Raw genomic sequence first — 21940 nt, forward strand, 5'->3', positions numbered from 1 at the left:
GCCGCTGGACAACGAAATCAAGCCTCGATCACCGCAGGTCAAAGGCCAGTTACTCGACGGTATTGCAACCTGTTCTATTATCGCCTCTCATGAAGACCAAAGGCGCCCTGCTGTGGGAACTCAACTCGCCATTCCAGGTCGACGAGATCGACCTCGGCGATCCTGTCGCCGACGAAGTACAGATCCGCATGCACGCCGCGGGCATGTGCCACTCGGACTACCACCTGACCACCGGAGCCACCCCGATGGCGCTGCCCGCACTCGGCGGCCACGAGGGCGCGGGTGTGGTCACCAAGGTCGGCAAGAACGTGACCGGCATCGAGGAGGGCGACCACGTCATCCTCGCGTTCATCCCGGCCTGTGGTGAATGTCCGCCGTGTCTGAAGGGCTTCCGCTCGCTGTGTGACCGCGGTGCGGTCCTGCTCGGCGGCAAGGCCATCGCCGACGGCACCAACCGGATCCACGCCGGCGGGCGTGAGGTGTCGCCGATGAACCTGCTCGGCACCTTCGCGCCGTACATGACGGTGCACAAGGATTCTGTCGTCAAGATCGACAAGGACATCCCGTTCGAGTCCGCGGCCATCATGGGTTGCGCGGTGCCGACGGGCTTCGGTTCGGCCACCAACGTCGCCGACGTCAAGCCCGGCGAGACCGTCGTCATCGTCGGCGTGGGCGGTATCGGCATGAGCGCCCTGCAGGGTGCGGTGATCTCGGGCGCCAAGCACGTCATCGCGATCGACCCGAACGAGTGGAAGCGTGAGCAGGCCATCAAGTTCGGCGCCACGCACGTCTACCCGTCGATGGCCGAGGCCATCGCGCCCGTCATCGACGTCACCCATGGCCTGATGGGCGACAAGGTCATCATCGCGGTGGGCGAGATGAAGGGCGAGTACATCGAAGAGGCGATGATCCTCACCGCCAAGACCGGCACCTGCGTGGTGACGGGTATGGGCTCGATGATGGACGCCGACGTCAAGCTCAACCTGTTCCTGTTCACCATGTTGCAGAAGACGTTGAAGGGCAACATCTTCGGTGGCGGCAGCTCGCACGTCGAGACGCCGCGGCTGACGGCGCTGTACAAGTCGGGTCTGCTCAACATCGACGACATGATCACGCGGACCTACAAGCTCGAAGACATCAACCAGGGCTACCAGGACATGTTGGACGGCAACAACATTCGCGGTGTCATCAAGTTCGACGAGGCTGATTGGTAACGCTTCTCTGCCGAGCAGCGCTTGCCCAGCAGACACAAAACTGCCCCTTTTCGCTTGAAAAGGGGCAGTTTTGTGTCTGTTCGCGAGAATTACTTGGGTGGCATCCGGATGCCGCCGTCGACGCGGACCACCTCGGCGTTCATGTACGAGTTGGTCAGCAGCTCGACGACCATGGAGGCCAGCTCGTCGGGCTTGCCGAGGCGGTGCGGGAACAGCACCGACTCACCGAGCTTGGCCTTGAACGCCTCCGACGCCTCGCCTTCCCCGTAGATCGGGGTATCGATGAGTCCGGGAGCGACGGTGTTCACCCGAATACCCACTGCCGACAAATCCCGGGCCACCGGCAGGGTCAGACCGACCACGCCGCCCTTGGACGACGAGTAGGCCGCCTGGCCGATCTGGCCGTCGAAGGCCGCGACGCTGGTCATGTTGACGATCGCGCCGCGCTCGCCGGTGTCGGTGAGCTCGTTGCGGCTCATCGCGGTGGCGGCCAGCCGGATGCAGTCGAAGGTGCCGACCAGGTTGATCGCCAGCACCTTCTTGTAGGCGTCCAGGTTGTGCGCGGAGGCGAATTCGCCGTCCTTGCCGATGGTGCGCTGAGCCCAGCCGATGCCGGCCGAGTTCACCAGGGCACGCAGCGGGCCGAGATCCGCGGCCGTGTTGACCGCATCCTCGATCTGCTCGGTCTTGGTGACGTCGACGGTGACGAAGACGCCGCCGATCTCGTGCGCGAGGGCCTCGCCCTTGTCTGCCTGCAGGTCAGCCACGACGACGCGGGCTCCCTTGGCGGCCAACTGGCGGGCGGTCGCCGCGCCGATACCTGATGCGCCACCGGTGACGATGGCGCTTGCTCCGTTGAGTTCCACGCCCAACACACTAAGCCCCGGCCCGGCCCGATCCACCGGTTGGTCAGCTGACGCCGTCGGTAGGCTGGCGCCATGGCTTCGGAGACGTCCAAGGTCGATATCCGGCGCGCGGCCGATCGTGGCGTCAGCACGACCGACTGGCTGCAGTCGCGGCACTCGTTCTCCTTCGCCGATTACTACGACCCGGATAACACCCATCACGGACTGTTGCTGGTGAACAACGACGACATCGTCGCGCCGGGCGCTGGCTTTGACACCCACCCGCACCGGGACATGGAGATCGTCACGTGGGTGCTGTCGGGTCAGTTGGCACACGAGGATTCGATGGGTAACTCCGGGGTGATCTACCCGGGTCTGGCCCAGCGGATGTCGGCGGGCACCGGTGTGCGGCATTCCGAGAAGAACGGATCCGACACTGAGCCCGTGCATTTCGTGCAGATGTGGGTGCTGCCCGACACTGCCGGGGTGACACCGAGCTATCAGCAGCAGGAGATCGAGCTGGCCGCCACGCTGACGCCGATCGCCTCCGGCGTCCTCGACGCGGCCGTGAGCCTGCACAACCGCAATGCCACCCTGTACGGCGCGCGCCTGCGGACGGGTGAGTCGGTCGAGTTACCGCAGGCCCGTTACCTCCACCTGTTCGTCGCGCGCGGCACGGTCACGCTGGACGGCTTCGGCCCGCTCGGCGAGGGTGACGCCGCCCGGCTCGCCGATTCAGGCGGACAGGTAACAGCCGGCACCGAAGCCGAGATCCTGGTCTGGGAGATGAATGCGGGTCTGGGCGGCGCGTAGCGCAACGGCCGTAATCGTCGCGGCCGCTGTGGCCGCGTGTGGCGCAGACTCCGTCACCACGCCGCAGCCGTCATCGAGCGCGCCGCAGACGGGGCTGGTATCCGCACCGCTTCGCGTACCCGACGAGCTCGCCCAGTCCCCACTCGATCAACCTCGCCGGGCCCTGATCCCGGCCGGCTGGACGATCGAGGTGATCGCCCGGGTCCCCAAGGCCAGGATGGCCGCATTCGCTCCGGACGGGGCGTTGCTGGTGTCGGTGCCTGCCACCGGTGAGGTGCTGACGGTGCGCCCCGCTCGGCGCACGCTGCTCGACGGGCTGGAGCAGCCGCACGGCCTCTTCTTCGCCGGGTCGACGTTGTACGTGGCCGAGAGCAACCGCGTCGACGCCTACGACTATGTCGACGGCCGGGCGGTCAACCGCCGCACCGTCGCCGGTGGCCTGCCCGACGCGAAGAGTCCCGAACTGCACGGCGCCTATTCCCACGCACTCAAGAGTGTGGTCGTGGGACCCGATGGCGCGGTGTACTTTTCGATCGGCTCAACCGGAAATGCCTCGGCCGAGGATCGCAGCGCCACCCCACCGCGGGCCACCATCATGCGGGTGCCGCCCGGTGGAGGTCCGGCGACACCGTTCGCCACAGGTGTGCGCAATGGCACCGGCCTGGCCGTCGCGCCGGACGGTGCACTGTGGACGGCGGTGAACAACCGCGACAACGTGGCCGATCCTCAGGGCCGGGTGCGGCAGGACTATGTCGACGACCATCCGCCCGAGTCGGTGGCCAAGTTGATGCCGGGACGCGAATTGGGTTGGCCGTACTGCAATCCCGACGGAGCGCCGCCCGCCGGGTTCATCCGGGACATGCAGACCAACGGCGACGGCAGCAAGATGGATTGTGCGGCGCTGGCACCGGTCGAGCAGACGGTGGGCGCGCATTCGGCGCCGCTGGGCATGAGCTTCGCCGAATTGCCTCAGCCCTACGGGACGGGAGCGCTCGTCGGGGTACACGGCTCATGGAACCGGCAGACACCGCAGGCGCCAGAGGTCTCGTTCTTCGGTTGGCGCGACGGCACATTGGGCCCGCAGCAGACCCTGGCCGGAGGTTTCCAGGGGGACGACGGCGCCCGCTGGGGCCGTCCGGTTGACGCGGTCGCCGGACCGGACGGAGCGCTGTACGTCACCGACGACTATGCCGGCGCGGTGTATCGGCTGGCGCCTTGAACTTGACCGAGCCGTACCATCGCCCATGTGGCCGACCAACAGCTGAGCGATCTCAAGCTGCTGCGCCGCGTGCGGGACCGGATCGACCGCGAGTACGCGCAGCCGCTGAACGTCGAAGCGCTTGCCCGCGGCGTCAACATGTCGGCCGGACACCTCAGCAGGCAGTTCAAGATCGCCTACGGCGAGTCACCGTATTCGTATCTGATGACGCGTCGTATCGAGCGCGCGATGGCGCTGCTGCGCCGCGGCGACATGTCCGTCACTGAGGTCTGTTTCGCGGTGGGTTGTTCGTCGCTCGGCACATTCAGCACCCGGTTCACCGAACTCGTCGGCATCCCGCCCAGCGCGTACCGGCAACAGACAGCCGGGGTGACGGAAGGCATGCCGTCCTGTGTGGAGAAGCAGGTCACCAAACCGATCAGGAATCGAGAAGCGCCCGCCGTCGGCCTGCACATAACGTGACCGTCATGGAAAACGCAGACATCACCATCCACTCCAGCATGCTGCCGCTCGACGATCCCGAAGAATCCCTCGCGTTCTACCGCGACGTCCTCGGCTTCGAGGTTCGCCTCGACGTCGGCAAGGACAAGATGCGGTGGATCACGGTCGGGCCGCCGAACCAGCCCGACACCTCGGTGGTGCTGTACCCGCCCACAGCCACCCCCGGTCTCACCGATGACGAGCGTCGGGTGATCACCGAGATGATGGCCAAGGGCACCTTCGGCACGCTCCTGCTCGCCACCAAAGATCTCGACGGTACCTTTGAAAAAGTGCAGGCCGGCGACGTCGAGGTAGTCCAGGAACCCACTGAGCAGCCATACGGTGTGCGGGACTGCGCCCTGCGTGATCCCGCAGGCAACATGGTCCGTATCCAGGAGTCGCGCTAGCCGATGCATCCCGCCGACAGCCACGATCTGATCCGCGTCACCGGTGCCCGGGAGAACAACCTCAAGGACGTCGACATCGAGCTGCCCAAGCGCCGGTTGACGGTGTTCACCGGCGTCTCGGGCTCGGGCAAGAGCTCATTGGTGTTCGACACGATCGCCGCGGAATCCCAGCGTCTGATCAACGAGACCTACAGCGCCTTCGTTCAGGGTTTCATGCCGAACCTGGCGCGCCCTGAGGTCGACGTTCTGGAGGGGCTGACCACGGCGATCATCGTCGACCAGCAGCGGATGGGTGCCGATCCGCGCTCCACCGTCGGCACCGCCACCGACACCGGGGCGATGGTCCGCATCCTCTACAGCCGGCTGGGCAAGCCGCATATCGGTTCCCCGCAAGCCTTTTCGTTCAACGTGGCGTCGATCAGCGGGGCCGGTGCGGTGACGCTCGAGAAGGGTGGGCGCACCGTCAAGGAGCGCCGGGACTTCAACATCGTGGGTGGGATGTGCCCGCGGTGCGAAGGGCGCGGAGCGGTCAACGACATCGACCTGACCGCGCTCTACGACGACACCAAGTCGCTCAACGAGGGCGCACTGACCATCCCCGGCTTCAGCATGGACGGCTGGTACGGCCGCATCTTCCGGGGCTGCGGCTTCTTCGATCCGGACAAGCCGATCAACAAGTTCACCAAGAAGGAGCTCGACGCGCTGCTGCACAAGGAGGCGACGAAGCTCAAGGTCGACGGCGTCAACCTGACCTACCTGGGGCTGATTCCGCAGATCCAGAAGTCGTTCCTGTCCAAGGACGTCGAGGCCATGCAGCCGCACATCCGGTCGTTCGTCGAGCGCGCGGTCACGTTCACCACCTGCCCGGAGTGCGAGGGCACCCGGCTGTCGGAGACCGCGCGGTCGGTGAAGGTCGACGGCCTCAACATCGCCGAGGCCTGCGCGATGCAGATCACCGATCTGGCCGCGTGGCTGGGCGGCCTCGCGAAGAAGTCCGAGGCCAAGTCGGTGACCCCGCTGTTGGCGGCGTTGCAGCACACCTTGGACTCGTTCGTCGAGATCGGGCTGGGTTATCTGTCACTGGACCGCCCCGCCGGCACCCTGTCCGGTGGAGAAGCCCAGCGGGTCAAGATGATCCGGCATCTGGGCTCCTCGCTCACCGACGTCACCTACGTGTTCGACGAGCCGACGATCGGTCTGCACCCGCACGACATCGCCCGGATGAACAACCTGCTGCTGGCCCTGCGCGACAAGGGCAACACCGTGCTGGTCGTCGAGCACAAGCCGGAGACGATCTCGATCGCCGACCATGTCGTGGACCTGGGTCCGGGCGCCGGCTCGGCAGGCGGCGAGGTGGTGTTCGAAGGAAGCGTGGAAGATCTGCGGGCCGGCGACACCGTCACCGGCCGTCACCTCGGTTACCGCGCCGCGTTGAAGGATACGGTGCGGAAATCCAACGGCGCCATGAAGATCCGCGGCGCCGACACGCACAATCTTCGCGATGTGGACGTCGACATCCCGCTCGGTGCGCTGGTGGTCATCACCGGTGTCGCAGGCTCGGGCAAGAGTTCGTTGATCGACGGCTCGGTAGCCGGCCGGGACGGAGTCGTGGTGGTCGACCAGAGCCCGATCCGCGGGTCGCGGCGCAGCAACCCGGCGACCTACACCGGGCTGCTCGACCCGATCCGTAAGGCGTTCGCGAAGGCCAACGGCGTCAAACCCGCCCTGTTCAGTTCCAATTCGGAAGGCGCCTGTCCGGCCTGCAACGGCGCCGGGGTGATCTACACCGATCTCGGGGTGATGGCCACCGTCGAGACCACGTGCGAAGAGTGCGAGGGCAAGCGGTTCGGCGCTTCGGTGCTGCAGTACACGCTGGCCGGACGCGATATCGCCGAGGTGTTGGCGATGCCGGTCAGCGAGGCTGAGCGGTACTTCGCCGAGGGTGAGGCGAAAGTCCCTGCCGCACAGAAGATCCTGTCTAGGATGGCCGATGTGGGCCTGGGCTACCTGACGCTCGGGCAGCCGTTGACCACCCTGTCCGGCGGTGAGCGGCAGCGGCTGAAGCTCGCCGCCCGGCTCGGCGATACCGGCGCCGAGAAGGCCGACGCGTTCGTCCTCGACGAGCCGACCACGGGCCTGCATCTGGCCGATGTCGAGCAGTTGCTCGGCCTACTGGACCGGCTGGTGGATTCGGGAAAGTCGGTGATCGTGATCGAGCACCATCAGGCGGTGATGGCGCATGCCGACTGGATCATCGACCTGGGGCCCGGCGCGGGCCACGACGGCGGTCGCGTCGTCTTCGAGGGCACCCCGGCAGATCTGGTCGCCCAGCGTGCCACGCTGACCGGCCAGCACCTCGCCGAATATGTGGGTCACTGAACCGCCGCAGTCAGGGCACCCGAACTTTCTCGTGTCGATCCCCAAACTTATTGTCGAATAAGCACTTTCGGACGGGACGGTTTGCGCCGTCCCGTCCGCGGTGCGTATGGTGGAGGACAACGAAGGGGAGTAGCCCCCAATCGGATATTCGACATACTGGCCCCGCAGCGATGCGTCAACGGCCCGGTTATCCGAACCGGCGATCAACCGGTGGGCGAGACCTTCGGCCGTAGACCATTTGGTTGCCGGCCGGAGGCATCTGTTTCAGCCCCCAAGGCAGCCAACGACCGAGGAGTTGTTGCGTGCTCGCTGCGCTGGCCTTGAGTTTCGCTGTCATCTTCGTCGCCGAGCTCGGCGACAAGTCGCAGTTGATGGCCATGACCTTCGCCCTGCGCTATCGCTGGTGGGTCGTCCTCGGCGGTATCACCGCAGCCACCACCGGCGTGCACCTGATCTCCGTCGCCGTCGGCCACTACCTGGGCGCGGCGCTTCCCACCCACCTGCTCGGCATCCTCGCCGGCGTGGCCTTCGTGTGCTTCGGGCTGTGGACGCTGCGCGGCGACAAGCTGTCCGACGATGAGGCGACCAAGGCGCAGCGCTCGACCGCACCGGCGTTCCTGACCGTCACCTCGGCTTTTCTTCTCGCCGAACTCGGCGACAAGACGATGCTGGCGACGATCACGCTGGCCGCCGACAACGACTGGGTCGGGGTGTGGATCGGCTCGACCATCGGCATGGTGGCCGCCGACGCGCTGGCCATCGTGGTCGGCGCGATCGCGGGCAAGCACCTGCCCGAGCGCACGATCCAGCTCGGGGCGGCGGCCCTGTTCGTCATCTTCGGTGTCGCGATGCTGCTCGAGGCCGCCTTCCCGGCCGCCCCGGTGCTGCTCACCACTGCGGGCGCGATTGCGGTGACAGCGCTGTGCGCAGCGTGCCTGCGGGCACTCCCCACACGTTTGCGGCCGGCAGTCATGCGTAAGCCGGATGCGGCCGCACCAGCAAATTCTGATCAGCCGGGTGCGATCCCGTCTTGATCCAACCGTGACCAGGCCGTTACGCATGTTGACAGAGTTATCTGTGTGATTATTGTGTAGTTCGTGCCAGTCCTGGCAAAACTCCTCCAGCGAGCGGTCGCCACGGCGTCCGCGGTTGCCGTATGCGCGGCACTGGCCACCACCGGCTCACCCGTCGCACGCGCCGAGGACGCCAGGGCGCTACTGCTCGGGGCGATCGCCAACACCAAGGGCGCCTACCTCGTCTACAACTTCGGCGGCCAGTTCGCCGCGCCGTTCCTGGCCGCCGACGGGCGTGCCTACACGCTGAACAACGGCGGCCATCTGATGGCCATGAAGAACGCGTCAGGCCGGCTCAACCCTCGTCTGCTCGTCGACAGCCATCAGGGATACCAGTCCCGCTGCGAGCGCACCCCCGGCGCCCGAACCGGCGAAGGGCTCTGGCAGGCCTCCGAAACCTATGCACCTCTGGCCGCTTGGCAGGTGCTGGGCCAGCCGACCATCGCGGTGAACGCCAATTTCTTCGACGTGCGCGGCCAGAAGGGTGGCTCCTGGCGTGACACCAAGTGCTCGTCGCCGCTGGGCGCATATGTGGACAACACCAGAGGTCAGGGCCGGGCGAACGCCGCGGTCACCGGCACGCTGGCCTATGCGGGCAAGCAGGGCCTGTCCGGCGGTGACGAACGCTGGGCGGCACTGGCCACCATGATCCTTCCGATGGGCGGCGCGCCCTATGTGGTGATGCCCAAGGGCCCCGACGATTACGACTCGGCCACCCCGGTGATCCAGCGACTGCTCGACCAGAACGCCCGGTTCGTCGCGGTGGCGGGTATCGGCCTCCTCGCCCCCGGGGAAACCGGTCAGCTCAACGACAACGGCCCCAGCGCGGCACGGACCGCCGTCGGCTACAACAGGGCGACCGACCAGCTCTACGTCTTCCAGGGCGGCAGTTACACCCCGGACAACATCCAGGACCTTTTCCGTGGCCTTGGCGCCGACAACGCCCTGCTGCTCGACGGCGGCGGCTCGTCGGCGATCGTGTTGCGCCGCGACACCGGCGGGATGTGGAGCGGTGCCGGGTCACCGCGCGGGAACTGCGATACCCGTCAAGTGCTGTGCGATTCACGCGAGCGGGCCCTGCCCAGTTGGCTTGCCTTCAGCTGAGCAGTGCCGCTAGTTCACCAGGATTTCGGCGAGAACAGCATTCGGCATCCCCACGGGCTGCAGGTACTTCCGCAATCCCGGGTGGCACAGCTGCATGAGCCGTTCCTGCGGTTCGGTGTCGCCCATGCGTTGGTCGCCGAGGTATTTCACGGTCGCTCCGGACGGTAGATCACCGGCAACCGATGACGCTGTGGTGCCCGAGATCAACGTCTGCCCGGCATGGGCGACGTCGCGCAGCCGCTCTGTACCGGTGCGGGTGCTGTGCACGCCGATACACAGTTCGAACGGATCCAACTGCATCAGTTGCAGGTACAGCGCGCATGACACCGCGTCCGAGGCACGGCCGAAAGTGGCCGTGAAACCGTCGCACGCCGGCTGCTTCGCCGACAGGGTGCCGCCATGGAGCGGCACCAAATGGCTCACGGTGGCTCGCAAGTACGGCAGCGCGGCGGCCATGTCCGCGAGTTGCGTTTGCCACAGGCGCGCGGATCCCTCGGTGCGGGCCATCAGCCACGTCGTCTCGGTCGACAGATCTTCGGTCACGCGCGCGTTGCTCCTGCCAGTTCTTCCCCGAAACCCCGCGCCTGATGGCACGCAGAACGCCAGCGTAACCACTTTCCGAAAGTGGTGTATCGACAGTCAACACCGTTGCCGCACAACCGGGTTGCCAGCCCGCGACCCCGGCGCTGTTGCCCCCGTGGGACGCGCGTAAGCGGCTACCGTCAGAGTTTGCTGGACAGGTTGGCCGTCAGTTCTCCAGCCAGAGGTCGACGCCCTCGGAGACGAAGATCGACAGCACGGTGGTCCAGGTGTCTTGCCCGAGCGCCTCTTTGATCTTCCGGTACGACGTCATGACGAACCGGAACTTGCGGTTCTCCGGAGTGCCGAACCCGCCGCGCAGGCAGTCGGCCAGCGCATCCAGATTCGAGCCGAAGTAGCCTCCGTCGCCGTTGACCGCACGGCCGATCTCGGTGAAGAAGTCCGCTTTGGAAGCCACGTTGGCCCCCTCGATCCGATACGTCTTCACATGCCTCCGATCAGGCAGAACGATTCGTAGTGGTCGCCGGTGTAGTAGTACTCGGGCGGATCGTTCCGCGGCGCTCCCCCGGTGACGATGCGCCGCTTGCCGCGGTGCTTGTTGCCGGGCGTCGGGACCGTGTACTCGTGGTAATAGCCCCGCTCATGTTTGGGCAGCCGGCCTTCGAAGTTGCCGAAGATGACGCCGTCGTTGCGCGGGTACGGAAACGGCCCGCCGGATTGGATGAGCTCGACGGTCTTGTCCGCCTCCGGAGGAAGGCCGCTCAGAGCGCACGTGCCGTCCGCTGCCGCTGACTTCGTCGGTGACGGTGATGCCGATGCCGGTGGCGCCGGAGAGGACGTGGGCTGAGTCGGTGCGCAGCAGCCCGGGAGCAGCCCGCACAGCACTGCCAGTACCGCAATGCGTGATCGTCCCATCGGCATGAGGCTAGCAACCGGCTCACAACAAGCCCCGCAAATCCAGGGTCAACGGCGCCAGCCGTGCGACGATCGTTACTCGAGTGAACAGAGTGACCACCCTCGCGGAGCCCACAGCCCGCCGCGGCAGCACCGCGAGCGGGCGAAAAGCTCTGTCGAACAAGCAGTTTCGCCCCGATATCGAAGGGCTGCGGGCGGTCGCGGTGCTGGCCGTGGTCCTGTTTCACGCCGGGGTGCCCGGTTTCGGCGGAGGGTTCATCGGCGTCGACGTGTTCTTCGTCGTGTCGGGATTCCTGATCACCGGGCTGCTGTGGCGCGAAGCCGCCGACAGCGGCACCGTCCGGCTCGCGCGGTTCTACGCCGGGCGGGCTCGGCGCCTGCTGCCGGCTGCTGCTCTGGTCCTGGTCGTCACCTCGCTAGCGGCGACTGTCCTACTTCCGCCCTTGCGCGCCCGCTCGGTGCTGGCCGACGCGATCGCGAGCGCTCTCTATGCCGGAAACTACCGCTTCGCTGCCCAAGGGACCGACTATCTGGCAGCCGAGACAGCGGCCTCCCCACTGCAGCACTACTGGTCGCTCGGTGTGGAGGAACAGTTCTATCTGTTGTGGCCGGCGCTGATCCTGGGCGCCGCCTGGCTCTTGGGACGCAGCGGCCGGAGCACGCGGTCGGCGGTTCCGTACGCGTGCCTGCTGGCGGCGGTGGCCGGCGCCTCGCTGATGCTGTCGCTTTCGTGGACCGCGACGATGCCGCCGTGGGCGTTCTTCTCCCTACCGACCCGTGCCTGGGAGCTGGCCGCCGGCGGGCTGGTCGCGTTGACCGCGGCGTACTGGCGCAACCTTCCGCCGGTCTGCGCGGCATTGGTCGGCTGGGGCGGTCTGGCACTGATCCTGGCCACCTGCACACAACTCGGCACGGCCACGCCGTACCCGGGCTCGGCGGCGGTGCTTCCGGTGATGGGAACCGCGCTGGTGGTCGGGGCGGGTTGCGCGATACCCGATCTCGGTGTGGGGCGGCTGCTTTCGAAACCGGTGATGCGGGGCATCGGCCGGCTGTCCTACTCGTGGTACCTGTGGCACTGGCCGGTCTTGCTGCTGGCGCCCGCGTTGCTCGGCCACGACCTGGGATTGCCGGGGCGGCTGGCGATGATCGTGATGTCGCTGGGCCTGGCGATCCTCACCTTGCACCTGGTCGAGAACCCGGCCCGGTTCGCCGCGACGCTGCGATCCTCCTCCTGGCGCAGCCTGGCCGTCGGCGCCACAGCCACCGGAGTCGCCGTCTGTGCTGGGCTCGTTCTGCTGGCGGTGCGTCCCGTCCCTACGGGATCCGGGCCCGCAGCGGTTCCGGTCGCCCTGATCGGGCCACCCAGCGCGGCCGCTCCTGCGCCTACGATGACGCCCGAACAGCGGGTGCAGGCCGCCGTCGCCGCCTCGGCTGAACTGCGCGCGGTGCCGTCGAATCTGTCACCACCGCTGGACGACATCACCAAACCAGAGGCGTTCGTCAACGGCTGCGTGCTGTCCTGGCAAGACACCGCCGTGCCGGACTGCGTCTCCGGGGATGCCGCCTCGGCCACCAAGGTCGCCCTGATCGGCGATTCACACGCAGGCATGTGGCATCCAGCTCTGGAAGCCACAGCGCAGCAACGAGGCTGGCGGCTGCAGACCTATGCGAAAGTCACCTGCCCACCGATGAAGCTGCCGATTCTCAGCCCCTACCTCGGCCGCGAGTTCACCGAATGCAAGCAATGGCGAGCCGAGGTGCTGGCCCGCGTCGCCAAGGAACGTCCGGCGATGATCGTGCTGGACATGGTGCGCCGCTACGGCGCGGATTTCGGCTTCACCAGCTACGACCCCGCCTGGCTGGACGGGTTGACGCGGCTGGTGGCGCAGCTGCGTGGAACCGGGGCGCGGGTACTGGTGCTCGGCCCGGTTCCCGATCCTCACACGACGGTGCCCGCTTGCCTGTCGGCGCACATGGACGACGCCACGGCGTGCGCGCCCGACCGTTCGATCGCCGTGAACGACAAGGGCATTGCCGCCGAGGCCGCGGCGGTGCAGGCCGGTGGCGGGCAGTACGCGCGGCTGGACCAGTATTTCTGCACCGACCGGCGCTGTCCGGTGATCGTCGGCAACACGCTCGTGTTCCGCGATGACAACCACATCACCGCCGAATACGCCCAACTGCTGACGCCGGTGATGGCGCGCCTGGCAGAAAGCGCTTTGGCGCCCAACTAGTCCGGCAGGGCTGCAGTTTCCGCCGCGGATCCTTCGAGGTTCTCCGCACAGCGCAGCAACAATGATGCGAGTTCCTTCCGGGCTTTGCCGGGGATTCCGTTCAGCATGTCCTGCTCGACATGGATCACCGCCGCGTGCGCCTCAGCCAGCCGACGTGTGCCTGCGGCCGTCAACTGCAGTGCCCGGGCACGGCCCTTTTGCGGACCGGACGAGTCCTGCACCAGAGCGGCGGCTCGCAGGCCGGCCAGGACGTCTTGGAGGGACTGGCGGGTGACGAAGCACAGCCGCGCCAGCTCCGCGGCCGAGGCTTGCGGGTGGTCGGCCAACGCGCGCAAGGCGGTGTACTGCGCCATCGACAAGCCCGTAGGCCGCAGTGCCGCATCGCAATTGCGACGCAGGCTCTGCTGCACGCGCTTGACGAGGTAGCCGGCGCCACTTTCCACGTCCTGGGGCATGACAGGAACCTTACATCAGTGCTACCGTCGTTCATGTAAGGAACCTGACAAAGGAGATGACGATGACCACCATCGAGGCACACAGCCCGCACGCGACCCTCATCAACGTGTTCACCGTGGAGCCGCAGCGAGCGACAGAACTGGTCGACCTACTGCGGACGGCAACCGAGGACGTGATGCGGCACGTGCCCGGATTCATCTCCGCCAACATCCACCTGAGCACCGACGGCACCCGTGTCACCAACTACGCCCAATGGCGCAGCGTCGAGGACTTCCAAGCCATGCTCACCGATCCCACCGCACGGGAACACATGGGCCGGTGCGCGGACATCGCGATCAGCTTCGAGCCGCATGTCTACACCGTGGAGTCGGTGCACCAGGCCGCCTAGAGGTCAGGCGGCCCAGGCGTCAGGCGGCGTCCTTGGCGTCCTTCTTCTCGGTCTTCTTGGCGGGCTTCACCGAATCGCCGGCCTTCTTGACGTTGTCCTTCACGTCGTTGACCGCCTTCTCGGCACCTTTCTGGATACCCTCGGCGGCCGCCTTGATCTCCTTGCGACCATCCTCGGCGATCTTGTTCACCCGCTCCTGGGCGTCCTTGACCGCCTTGGCTGTCCGTTCACGTGCCTTTTCAGCCGAGGCCTTCGCACGCGCGCCGGCCTCGGTAACCGATTTCTCGACCTCTTTGCGGGCGTCCGAGGCGGCGGCGAGCTTGTCGGCGCCGACCTCGACGTTCGCCTTGGGGTCGTCGACCGGGCCGTCCACAGGCTCGTCCACAACAGATTTCAGCTCCACGGTGGCGGTGCCGACCTTGGTCTGCGTGACGCCCTGGGGCTCGAAGCTCGTCTTCGCGATGCTCTGTGTCCCAACGCTGTCGGGTGCGACCTGCGTGAGGCCGGTCAGCGCATCGGTAAGACTGGAGAGATCCAGCCCGGACCCACCGCTCGTCAGCGTGTTGCCCAGGCCCAGGAGGCCGAGCAGGGTCTTGATGGGATTGGAAACGGGAGTCTGGCTCACCAATCCATCGTCGATCGCCTTCTGGATACCCGTGACAAGGTTGTCGACCAGATGCCCAGGCACCTGCGCCCAGTCGACATCTGCCGGGAGCGTGCCGAAAGCGGTTGGGATGTCGGCTTCGTCGAGCGTCCGTTCGTACACGCCGGTGGTGGCGTTGTACTCCACATCGGTGTACCCGAGATTCACCAGACTCGTGAGCACCGGGCTCAGCGCCGTGCCGATCGGGTTGTTGAAGTTCGCCCCCGTCAACAGGTTGACGACGTCGACAGCGAGGTATGTCGGCTCCAACAGCGGCAGACTCTGCGCCGGGATCGTCACGTAGATGTTGAGTTTGGGGCCGAGCTGAGGATCGTCCCCCGGGTTGGCCAGATAGTCGGTGATGTCCGCGCCGAGCTGCGACACGATTTGGTCGACCAGCACCGTGCTCAGCGTGTCCAGCGACTGGTTTCGCAGAATGTAGGTCGGGAACAGACCTGCCGCAACATTATTCGCCATGGTGAACGGGTTGGGCCACGCCGCGAAGTCCGACAGTGGAAGGTACTCCGCCGTGGCGTCGATCTTGATCGGGATCAGGTTGGCCCCGCCCGGGGTGAGTCCGAGCAATGGGATGTCACCGACGACGGGGATGCCGGCCAGGATGCTGGTCCCGCTGCTCTGCACCTGGGTATCGGGTGTCACGGTGTCGATGCCCAACAGTCCGAACAACGGATAGGCGCGAGCCAGGATGCCACCGTTGGCACGGCCCGGATTGTCGATCAGGATCATCGGCAGGATCGTGAAACTGCCCAGCAGCGGGTTGGTACCGGTGTAGTTCGCGCCGCCAGGCTGATTCGGCAAATCGTCGACCACCTGCTGGTACGCCGCCCCGGCCGCGAATGCACCGAATCCCCAGCCCGCCACGATCGGGATGCGCACATCGGCGGCGTTCGTGCTGAGGTCCGGCAGTTCGATGCCGATTGCGCGGAGCGCAACGCGGATCGCCAAAAGCCCAGCGCCAGATGTGGGTAGACCGAGCGCGTCAAAGATCGACTCCAGGCTGACATCGAGGTAGGGGGTGTTGTTGATCTCGTCGGCCACCGAATTCGGGAACGACGGTACCCACCCGAGGTCGACTCCGAGCAACCGCAGCAGAGTGAACGGCCCGCCGGTGGTGATCAGGTTGATCCCGAGCGATGACAGCGGGTCCTCGACGTTGATCCCGAGCAGTTCGGCCAGGTCACCGACGGGCAGCCCGCCAAGGGCGCCACCGAGCGCACCGCCCAGCGCATCGTTGAGCGGGTCCTTGATCGCGGCGGTCGGATCGATGCCCGCCGCCTGCAGGAGCGCGGCCAGGTTGAAGGTATTGACGAACGCCGTCTCGACCTGCGCGCCGACGGTTTGGAACTGGTTGTAAACCTGGATTCCGAGGCCACCCGTGAGGTCCGGGATCTGGTCGGGCGGCGGGAAGATCTGGACGCCGGATTGCAGCCGAAGGTCGCGTTGCACTGTGGCCGCCTGCGCCGGCGGAGGAGCAACGCCCACCGTGAGCGCGGTGACTGTTGCGGTTGCCGCGCCGAGGGTCGCCACCCTCTTGATGCGCCGCCGCTGCCTACGGTGTTTGACCGCCATCTGACCAGTCCCTTCGGCCGTGTTCTCAGGTTGATCTCAGGCAACGTAGCACTAATGTGACCGGCATCACTACATTGCTGAAAAGAATTCCACCCTCGCGTCAACGGCTTGTCGCAAACTAGTTGCAACCGACTGGACCAGTGATGCCCTGCAGTTAAATCAATTTACGCTTGCGACAGGCAATCGTCGAATTCGTCATGCGTCGATCAGCGTCATGTTGCTAAATGCCGCGAGGGCGCGGATTGCCGTTGTCAAACATCCGCCGATATGTCAATTGATTCCGATCACCGACGAAACCGCGTCGACCTGCGCCAGACGTTGCCGCGGAGGTGTAGAGAACCGCTGAAACTACTCGATCCGTAGTTTGCTGTCATTCGTCAGGATCCGGTGCGCGGTCGCCTCGACCTGGGCTACGTAACCGCCACCGAACAGCACGACGTGGGCCAGCAGCGGGTAGAGCTGGTGCAGGTCGATCCGATACCGCCAGCCGCCGCGCAGTGGCCGCACCGAGCAGTACCCGGCCATCACCTCATCGAGGTACGGAAAACCGAACAGCGCCAACATCGCCAGGTCCGTCTCCCGATGCCCGCCATGCGCAGCCGGATCGATCAGGACGGCGCCGTCGGCGGTCCACAGCACATTGCCGTTCCAGAGGTCGCCGTGCAGCCTGGCAGGCACATCGTCGTCGTCGAAAATGCCTGTGCGGCAGAGGTCTATCACTGATGCGACAGCGCGCTGCGCGGCGGCGCTGAGCTGCGGTTGCGCCAGCCGCGCCATCGGTATCAGACGATCGTCGGCATAGAAGGCGCCCCAAGAATCATTGCCAGTCAAGGACATTGGCAACGGCTGCGACATCGGGCCGAAGAACCCGTTCCCTTGGTGACCGTCTGGCCCGGCGCCGTAGGCCTTCGCGCCCGCATCGTGGGTATGCGCCAAGCGCTCCCCGAAGACACGGGCTTCGTGCGCCGTCGGTGCCACCGGATACATCCGCTGCAGCGTCAATGAGGTTGCGTCATAATCGATTACGTCGACACACGGCACACCGCCGTCCACGGCCAGCCATTTCAGACCCGCCGCCTCGGCCGCGAAGAAGCCTGCCGGAGCCGACGCGCTGTGTTTGACGAAGACGTCGGACCGGTCCGCGGCATCGGACATACCGGTCAGGTTACCGGCACATGCGTGGACGGCTATGCCGGATCCACGACGCTAACCCCAGGAACTACGCGACTTTCGGTGGTGGTTGGGGTTGGAAGGGTGGGTACCACCACCAGTCGGCGCGTTCGCCGGTGGGGCCGCGACACGGTGGGACGTCGGGTGGGGGTGTGGTCGGTGGTCGGGCCAGGGATCCGCCGTCCAATGGTGTTCCAGTGGGGTCCGTGACGACCAGCCGATCAGCGGGTCCGGTGAGGGTGATGCCGCCCTGGTGGTGCAGCCGATGGTGATAGGGGCACACCAGCACCAGGTTGTGCAGTTCGGTGGGGCCACCGTTTTCCCAGTGCACCAGATGATGGGCGTGCAGTCCGCGGGTGGCCCCGCAACCGGGGACCACGCAGCAGTGATCGCGGTGCTCCAGCGCACGGCGCAGCCGACGGCTGATCTGGCGGGTGGTGCGGGCGGCGCCGAGGGGTTGGCCGTGGCGTTGGAACCAGGCTTCGACGGTGGCCTCGCAGAGCAGGTATTGGCGTTCTTCGTCGGTGAGCAGCGGACCCAGATGCAGCGAGGCCACCGGGGTGTCGGTGTCGAGGTTGAGGTGCACGATGACGGTGGTGTGCTGGCCGTGCGGGCGACGTGCCGCCTCAGCGTCCCAGCCGGCTTCGATGAGACTCATGAACGCATCGACATTATTGGGAAACGGTGGCGCCTGCCCGTCTTCAACCTCAGCGCCGGTGTCGTGGTGGTGTTTCCAGTCGGCGGCCAGCCCGTCGTGATGCGCGCGCAGGCCGGCGTCGAACTTGGCCGCTTCCAGGCGGGGTAGCCGAATCGTGTAGATGGTGTAGTCGTCGGTTTCGGTGCGGGTGAACGACCGGGGCGGTTCCGACCCCAAAAAGCCCCGCCCTCGGCGCTGTTGGTGGCCCATCGGGGCAGTCCCTGTGCGAGCAGGTGGATCACCACGGCACGGGACCGGGGGTCGATGCCGGTGGCTTCGCAACCGGGGTTGCCGCATTGGCATGTCAATTGGTCGGCTCCGGCGCCGATGGCGCCGAGGGCATCGGAGCGGCGTTGTCCGATGGTGCGCGGATCGTCGTCGCAGACTCCGCGGGCCATGGCGTTGAGGAGCTTTTTGATCAACGCCGCATCGGTGGCCAGTAGGCGTCCCCAGATGGAGACGGTGCCGTTGGGGTCGTCGGGGTCGCCGAAGTGGATGTGGCGTTCTCGGGCTGCTGTGCGGCTTCTCCGGACGGCAGCGGGGTCGAATTTTTCGACCCACACATCGATGGCTTGTTGGGCCTTGGCCGAGGAGAGCGCTCCGTATGTGGTGGCGGCACCGGCCAGGGCGGTGTCGACCAACCCGAGCGCGTCCTCATCGACGATGAGTTGGGTGCGCCAGGTGATGGTGGAGACGACGTTGGCCGAAATCTCGCCGCGGGCGAATACGGCGGCGACCTTGGGGAGTCGTTCGCGTAAAGCTTGGGCGATGCGCATTTGGGCGGAGGCGGCGCTGCGGCCGAGGTTGCAGGCGGCACTGACGGCGGCGGTGGCGAGTTCCCAGCCGTCGATCGCGCGGCGGGCGGAGATGTCGTCTTCGTCGTCGCAGTGGCGGGCCACGATCTCGGCGATGATGGCCAGGCGCTGCGCGCCTGCGGCTGCTTCCGAGCGAGTGCGGTGCTCGAGGACATCGATCAGCGCGTTGTCAGTGAGCTCACCGAGCGTCGGCTGGTCCAGCAATTCGAACACGTGTTCGAGTCTACTCGTGTATGGCCAGCCCAGCAACGATTTTCAGGTTGTCGCTGAATTGTCGCTCGCCAGGCGGGCAAACGCCCGGCGAGCGCGATTCCGGGACCGTCTACGGACCCGTGTATCCGGGCGGGTTGGGGGTGTCCACCCACAGGTCCACGCCCAGGTCCGAGCCGGGCACGCAGTCGTACACCGAAAGGTCGGTGACACCGTTGTCCAGCAGGACGTCCTCGCACAGCAGGCTCTGCCCGGTGTACTCCCGCGCGGGCTTGTTGAAGACCGTGTATGCCGCGTCGGCGTAGATGTCTGGCTTGCGGGCGCGGCCCATCGCCTCGTCACCGCCGAGCAGGTTCTGCACCGCGGCGGTCGCCACCAGGGTGCGCGGCCACAGCGTATTGGAAGCGATGCCCGCTTCCCGCATCTCCTCGGCGATACCCAAGGCGCACAATGTCATTCCGAACTTCGCCATCATGTACGCGGTCGGCTTGAGCCATTCGGACTCCAGCCGGATCGGCGGGGACAGCGTGAGGATGTGCGGATTCTCCCGGCCCTTCATATGCGGGATGCAGGCCTGTGACACGGCGTAGGTGCCGCGGATCTGGATGCCGTTCATCAGGTCGAAGCGCTTGAGCGGGACTTCCTCGATCGAGCCGAGATTGATCGCCGAGGCGTTGTTCACGCAGATGTCGATGCCGCCGAACTGCTCGACGGCCTTGGCGACCGCTGCTGCCACGGAGTCGCCGTCGCGAACATCACCGACGATCGGCAGAGCCTGCCCGCCGGCCTCCTCGATCTCCTTGGCAGCGGTGTAGACCGTTCCCTCGAGCTTGGGATGCGGCTCGGCGGTCTTGGCGACCAATGCGATGTTGGCGCCGTCAGCAGCGGCCTTCTTGGCGATCGCCAGGCCGATGCCCCGGCTGGCGCCGGAGATGAACATGGTCTTCCCGGACAGAGTCATAGAGACACGATAGGCCGACCGATTTGTATTGATTTCGGCGGTTCAGCGCTGGTGCAAGGGGGACGATGGGAACCGGTCCACCGTGCAGACGAAATTGGAGGAGACATGAGCGTTGTCCCGACCGGCACCGTGCTGACCTGTGCTCACGAGGGCTGTGGGTGCCGGATCCGCGTCGAGTCCGAATGCCATTGCGAAGGCCCCGAAACCAGCTACAAGTGCACCTGCGGCGCCGATATGGTGCCGGTCACCGACTAGGTCAGCCCGCGGCGTTGGGCTGCAGCGCGGGACAGTTGCCCGCCGGGTCGGCGACCAGTTCGAAATGCCACAGCTCGTTGGCGTAGATCCGGCACAGCCCGAATCGCGCGCCGTTGGCGATCAACCAGTGATCGGCCTGGGGACCACCGACGTCGACGGCCTCGCCGGTGACATGCCGGGACGCGGTCGGGGTCTGCACGTATTGCCGTGCGGCCGCGACGCTGCCGTACGTCTGCACCGCCTGATCGAGCAGCGACTGCTGGAACTCGGGCGACCGCCACCCCGAGTTGATCGTCATGGTCACCCCCTCGGCGGCCGCGGCGTTGGCGGCGTTCTGAATGGCGGCCAGCAGCCGCGGATCCAGCCGGCCGATGGCGGGGTTCTGCACGTCGAACGGCGTCAGGACCTGTCCGTCGGCCAGTGAGCCGTCACCCTGGGTCATCGGGATGGTGTCGTCGACCAGGTGGATCTGCGGTGCGGGCGCGGACGTCCCCAGGAGCGCCGCCAGGGCGGCGACGCTTGAGGCCACGGTTGTTGCGCCCACCATCATCGGCATCACTGTGAACACATTACTGCGGCCGCCCGCGGACCAATACCGGCGCGAGCTGAGCCACCAGTGCCTCCATTTCTGCCGGGTCTTTCAGGCGATCGGGCACCCAGGCCAACGCGATCCGTGCCGGTGCCCAGGTGCTCTCGTCGATGGGCACCAGCGTGAACTCCGGCGGCGAGAAGATCTTGCCGATCAGCGATTCGGGTGCGTAGGGCACGACCGCGACGAGGTGGCGGTTGAACACCTGGGCTGCCATCTCCAGTTCGCCGCCGAACTGGTTGGTGGTGCGCACGATGCGGCTTACCCCGCGTGCGTTGAGTGCGCGGGTCAGGCCGGCCAGCATGACGGGATTGGGCCGGGCGAAATCGATGACCACGTCGCGATCACGCAGTTCCTCGATCGTCACCAGGTCCTTGCTCGCCAGCGGATCGTCGAACCGCACGGCCACCGCGCCGCCGAAGGTGGCCACCACGCGGTACTGCAGCCGTTTGTCCGAGGTGGGCAGATGGATCAGTCCGAGGTCGAGGTGGCCGGACACCAGTTTGGCCGTGACCTCGGCGGCCGATCCGGGAACGCTGAACTCGGTCGGGACCGGCAGGTCGGTGACCGCGCGCTGCACATGCGCGACGAAATCCGATGGCGCGTAAGCGGTTGCACCCACGCGGACCGTCGTGGCTTCATCGGCCAGCCGTACCGCGGTGGCCCTCAACTCATCGACCTGACGCAGGATCTCGCGGGCGGGACCGAGCAGCTTGGCGCCCAGCGGGGTGAGGCGAACCTCGTGGTAATTGCGTTCGAACAGCTGCCCGCCCAGCTCCTTCTCCAACAGCTTGATCTGCTTGCTCAGCGGTGGCGGCGTGATCATCAACCGGTCGGCGGCCCGCTTGAAGTGCAGTTCCTCGGCAACCGCGACGAAGTAGGAGAGTCTGGTGAAGTCCATGCGGTCATTTCCGGCGATTCGAGGGCTGTTCGAGCAGGTGTG

Annotated in this window: 21 protein-coding genes and 2 pseudogenes; 11 read left to right on the plus strand and 12 right to left on the minus strand. The window is 66.3% G+C overall.

Going from position 1 to position 21940, the window contains the following annotated elements; translation table 11 throughout:
* The first annotated feature begins 89 nt into the window (after positions 1-89).
* Positions 90-1214, plus strand: coding sequence for an NDMA-dependent alcohol dehydrogenase (locus H977_RS0103280; protein ID WP_029106515.1), 1125 nt, complete (start codon positions 90-92; stop codon positions 1212-1214).
* An 89-nt stretch (positions 1215-1303) separates the two neighbouring features.
* Here the strand turns inward: H977_RS0103280 and H977_RS0103285 are convergent, their stop codons facing one another.
* Positions 1304-2080: an SDR family NAD(P)-dependent oxidoreductase gene (locus H977_RS0103285; RefSeq protein WP_029106516.1), complete on the minus strand. Its 777-nt coding sequence runs from the start codon at positions 2078-2080 to the stop codon at positions 1304-1306.
* A gap of 72 nt (positions 2081-2152) precedes the next feature.
* On the opposite strand from H977_RS0103285, the gene H977_RS0103290 reads away from it, so the two are divergent.
* The 7 genes from H977_RS0103290 (at position 2153) to H977_RS0103320 (ending at position 9534) form a co-directional block, all read left to right on the plus strand.
* The gene (locus tag H977_RS0103290; protein WP_029106517.1) at positions 2153-2872 is read left to right on the plus strand and encodes a pirin family protein; all 720 of its coding nucleotides are present in this window, start codon (positions 2153-2155) and stop codon (positions 2870-2872) included.
* Positions 2850-4091: a PQQ-dependent sugar dehydrogenase gene (locus H977_RS0103295; RefSeq protein ID WP_029106518.1), complete on the plus strand. Its 1242-nt coding sequence runs from the start codon at positions 2850-2852 to the stop codon at positions 4089-4091. Before H977_RS0103290 ends, H977_RS0103295 begins: the two co-directional genes overlap by 23 nt.
* 27 nt (positions 4092-4118) lie before the next feature.
* Positions 4119-4553 carry a helix-turn-helix transcriptional regulator gene (locus H977_RS0103300; RefSeq protein WP_029106519.1) on the plus strand — a complete coding sequence of 145 codons (435 nt, stop codon included), beginning with the start codon at positions 4119-4121 and terminating at the stop codon, positions 4551-4553.
* A 5-nt stretch (positions 4554-4558) separates the two neighbouring features.
* Entirely contained in the window at positions 4559-4978 is a 420-nt protein-coding gene (locus H977_RS0103305) for a VOC family protein (RefSeq protein WP_029106520.1), read from the plus strand.
* A 3-nt stretch (positions 4979-4981) separates the two neighbouring features.
* Positions 4982-7357 (plus strand): ATP-binding cassette domain-containing protein, encoded by a 2376-nt coding sequence (locus H977_RS0103310; protein WP_029106521.1) that lies wholly within the window; start codon positions 4982-4984, stop codon positions 7355-7357.
* Positions 7358-7659: 302 nt separating this feature from the next.
* Positions 7660-8391, plus strand: a complete 732-nt coding sequence (locus H977_RS0103315; protein ID WP_029106522.1) for a TMEM165/GDT1 family protein — start codon at positions 7660-7662, stop codon at positions 8389-8391.
* 63 nt (positions 8392-8454) lie between these two features.
* A complete protein-coding gene (locus H977_RS0103320; RefSeq protein ID WP_029106523.1) occupies positions 8455-9534 on the plus strand; it encodes a phosphodiester glycosidase family protein in 1080 nt (359 codons plus the stop codon).
* A gap of 9 nt (positions 9535-9543) precedes the next feature.
* Here H977_RS0103320 and H977_RS32430 read toward each other — a convergent pair whose 3' ends face one another.
* The 3 genes from H977_RS32430 to H977_RS0103335 all read right to left on the minus strand — a co-directional run bounded on the left by H977_RS32430 (position 9544) and on the right by H977_RS0103335 (position 10989).
* The gene (locus tag H977_RS32430; protein WP_051288596.1) at positions 9544-10077 is read right to left on the minus strand and encodes an adenylate/guanylate cyclase domain-containing protein; all 534 of its coding nucleotides are present in this window, start codon (positions 10075-10077) and stop codon (positions 9544-9546) included.
* Between the two features lie 205 nt (positions 10078-10282).
* The gene (locus H977_RS0103330; protein WP_029106524.1) at positions 10283-10561 is read right to left on the minus strand and encodes a barstar family protein; all 279 of its coding nucleotides are present in this window, start codon (positions 10559-10561) and stop codon (positions 10283-10285) included.
* On the minus strand, positions 10558-10989 hold the full coding sequence (locus tag H977_RS0103335) for a guanyl-specific ribonuclease (RefSeq protein WP_231395855.1): 432 nt from the start codon (positions 10987-10989) through the stop codon (positions 10558-10560). The genes H977_RS0103330 and H977_RS0103335 overlap by 4 nt, the downstream gene beginning before the upstream one ends.
* A gap of 92 nt (positions 10990-11081) precedes the next feature.
* On the opposite strand from H977_RS0103335, the gene H977_RS0103340 reads away from it, so the two are divergent.
* On the plus strand, positions 11082-13223 hold the full coding sequence (locus H977_RS0103340; protein ID WP_029106526.1) for an acyltransferase family protein: 2142 nt from the start codon (positions 11082-11084) through the stop codon (positions 13221-13223).
* Here the strand turns inward: H977_RS0103340 and H977_RS0103345 are convergent.
* Complete coding sequence (locus tag H977_RS0103345; protein ID WP_029106527.1) at positions 13220-13678, minus strand: MarR family winged helix-turn-helix transcriptional regulator; 459 nt, start codon at positions 13676-13678, stop codon at positions 13220-13222. The genes H977_RS0103340 and H977_RS0103345 overlap by 4 nt on opposite strands.
* A 62-nt stretch (positions 13679-13740) precedes the next feature.
* Between H977_RS0103345 and H977_RS0103350 the strand changes: the two genes are divergently transcribed.
* On the plus strand, positions 13741-14067 hold the full coding sequence (locus H977_RS0103350) for an antibiotic biosynthesis monooxygenase family protein (protein ID WP_029106528.1): 327 nt from the start codon (positions 13741-13743) through the stop codon (positions 14065-14067).
* Positions 14068-14086: 19 nt separating this feature from the next.
* On the opposite strand, the gene H977_RS0103355 is transcribed toward H977_RS0103350, so the two are convergent.
* The 5 genes and pseudogenes from H977_RS0103355 to H977_RS0103375 form a co-directional block, all read right to left on the minus strand.
* Positions 14087-16300, minus strand: coding sequence for an ATPase AAA (locus tag H977_RS0103355; RefSeq protein ID WP_029106529.1), 2214 nt, complete (start codon positions 16298-16300; stop codon positions 14087-14089).
* A gap of 348 nt (positions 16301-16648) precedes the next feature.
* Positions 16649-17455 carry a fructosamine kinase family protein gene (locus H977_RS0103360; RefSeq protein ID WP_029106530.1) on the minus strand — a complete coding sequence of 269 codons (807 nt, stop codon included), beginning with the start codon at positions 17453-17455 and terminating at the stop codon, positions 16649-16651.
* 64 nt (positions 17456-17519) lie between these two features.
* A pseudogene (locus tag H977_RS32435) lies at positions 17520-18335 on the minus strand (HNH endonuclease signature motif containing protein); the annotation flags it as partial.
* Between the two features lie 35 nt (positions 18336-18370).
* Positions 18371-19195 (minus strand): annotated as a pseudogene (locus tag H977_RS34650) (DUF222 domain-containing protein); the annotation flags it as partial.
* Between the two features lie 109 nt (positions 19196-19304).
* Complete coding sequence (locus H977_RS0103375; protein ID WP_029106531.1) at positions 19305-20153, minus strand: SDR family oxidoreductase; 849 nt, start codon at positions 20151-20153, stop codon at positions 19305-19307.
* A 105-nt stretch (positions 20154-20258) separates the two neighbouring features.
* On the opposite strand from H977_RS0103375, the gene mymT reads away from it, so the two are divergent.
* On the plus strand, positions 20259-20408 hold the full coding sequence (gene mymT / locus H977_RS0103380; RefSeq protein WP_029106532.1) for a copper-binding metallothionein MymT: 150 nt from the start codon (positions 20259-20261) through the stop codon (positions 20406-20408).
* Position 20409: 1 nt separating this feature from the next.
* Here the strand turns inward: mymT and H977_RS0103385 are convergent, their stop codons facing one another.
* Together H977_RS0103385 and H977_RS0103390 are read right to left on the minus strand one after the other, a co-directional pair.
* Positions 20410-20964: a M15 family metallopeptidase gene (locus H977_RS0103385; protein WP_155946477.1), complete on the minus strand. Its 555-nt coding sequence runs from the start codon at positions 20962-20964 to the stop codon at positions 20410-20412.
* Between the two features lie 13 nt (positions 20965-20977).
* Entirely contained in the window at positions 20978-21898 is a 921-nt protein-coding gene (locus tag H977_RS0103390; RefSeq protein WP_029106534.1) for a LysR family transcriptional regulator, read from the minus strand.
* Positions 21899-21940 lie beyond the last annotated feature (42 nt).

Origin of the sequence: Mycobacterium sp. URHD0025 (assembly GCF_000426065.1) — a bacterium.
Taxonomy (GTDB): domain Bacteria; phylum Actinomycetota; class Actinomycetes; order Mycobacteriales; family Mycobacteriaceae; genus Mycobacterium.

Excerpts from the sequence above, each read along its gene's own strand:
- H977_RS0103295 (WP_029106518.1), top strand. The coding sequence starts at position 2,850 with ATGCGGGTCTGGGCGGCGCGTAGCGCAACGGCCGTAATCGTCGCGGCC.
- H977_RS0103280 (WP_029106515.1), top strand. The coding sequence starts at position 90 with ATGAAGACCAAAGGCGCCCTGCTGTGGGAACTCAACTCGCCATTCCAG.
- H977_RS0103375 (WP_029106531.1), bottom strand. The coding sequence starts at position 20,153 with ATGACTCTGTCCGGGAAGACCATGTTCATCTCCGGCGCCAGCCGGGGC.
- H977_RS0103390 (WP_029106534.1), bottom strand. The coding sequence starts at position 21,898 with ATGGACTTCACCAGACTCTCCTACTTCGTCGCGGTTGCCGAGGAACTG.
- H977_RS0103385 (WP_155946477.1), bottom strand. The coding sequence starts at position 20,964 with ATGCCGATGATGGTGGGCGCAACAACCGTGGCCTCAAGCGTCGCCGCC.
- H977_RS0103290 (WP_029106517.1), top strand. The coding sequence starts at position 2,153 with ATGGCTTCGGAGACGTCCAAGGTCGATATCCGGCGCGCGGCCGATCGT.
- H977_RS0103305 (WP_029106520.1), top strand. The coding sequence starts at position 4,559 with ATGGAAAACGCAGACATCACCATCCACTCCAGCATGCTGCCGCTCGAC.
- H977_RS0103355 (WP_029106529.1), bottom strand. The coding sequence starts at position 16,300 with ATGGCGGTCAAACACCGTAGGCAGCGGCGGCGCATCAAGAGGGTGGCG.
- H977_RS0103360 (WP_029106530.1), bottom strand. The coding sequence starts at position 17,455 with ATGTCCGATGCCGCGGACCGGTCCGACGTCTTCGTCAAACACAGCGCG.
- H977_RS0103345 (WP_029106527.1), bottom strand. The coding sequence starts at position 13,678 with ATGCCCCAGGACGTGGAAAGTGGCGCCGGCTACCTCGTCAAGCGCGTG.
- mymT (WP_029106532.1), top strand. The coding sequence starts at position 20,259 with ATGAGCGTTGTCCCGACCGGCACCGTGCTGACCTGTGCTCACGAGGGC.
- H977_RS0103310 (WP_029106521.1), top strand. The coding sequence starts at position 4,982 with ATGCATCCCGCCGACAGCCACGATCTGATCCGCGTCACCGGTGCCCGG.
- H977_RS0103335 (WP_231395855.1), bottom strand. The coding sequence starts at position 10,989 with ATGGGACGATCACGCATTGCGGTACTGGCAGTGCTGTGCGGGCTGCTC.
- H977_RS0103350 (WP_029106528.1), top strand. The coding sequence starts at position 13,741 with ATGACCACCATCGAGGCACACAGCCCGCACGCGACCCTCATCAACGTG.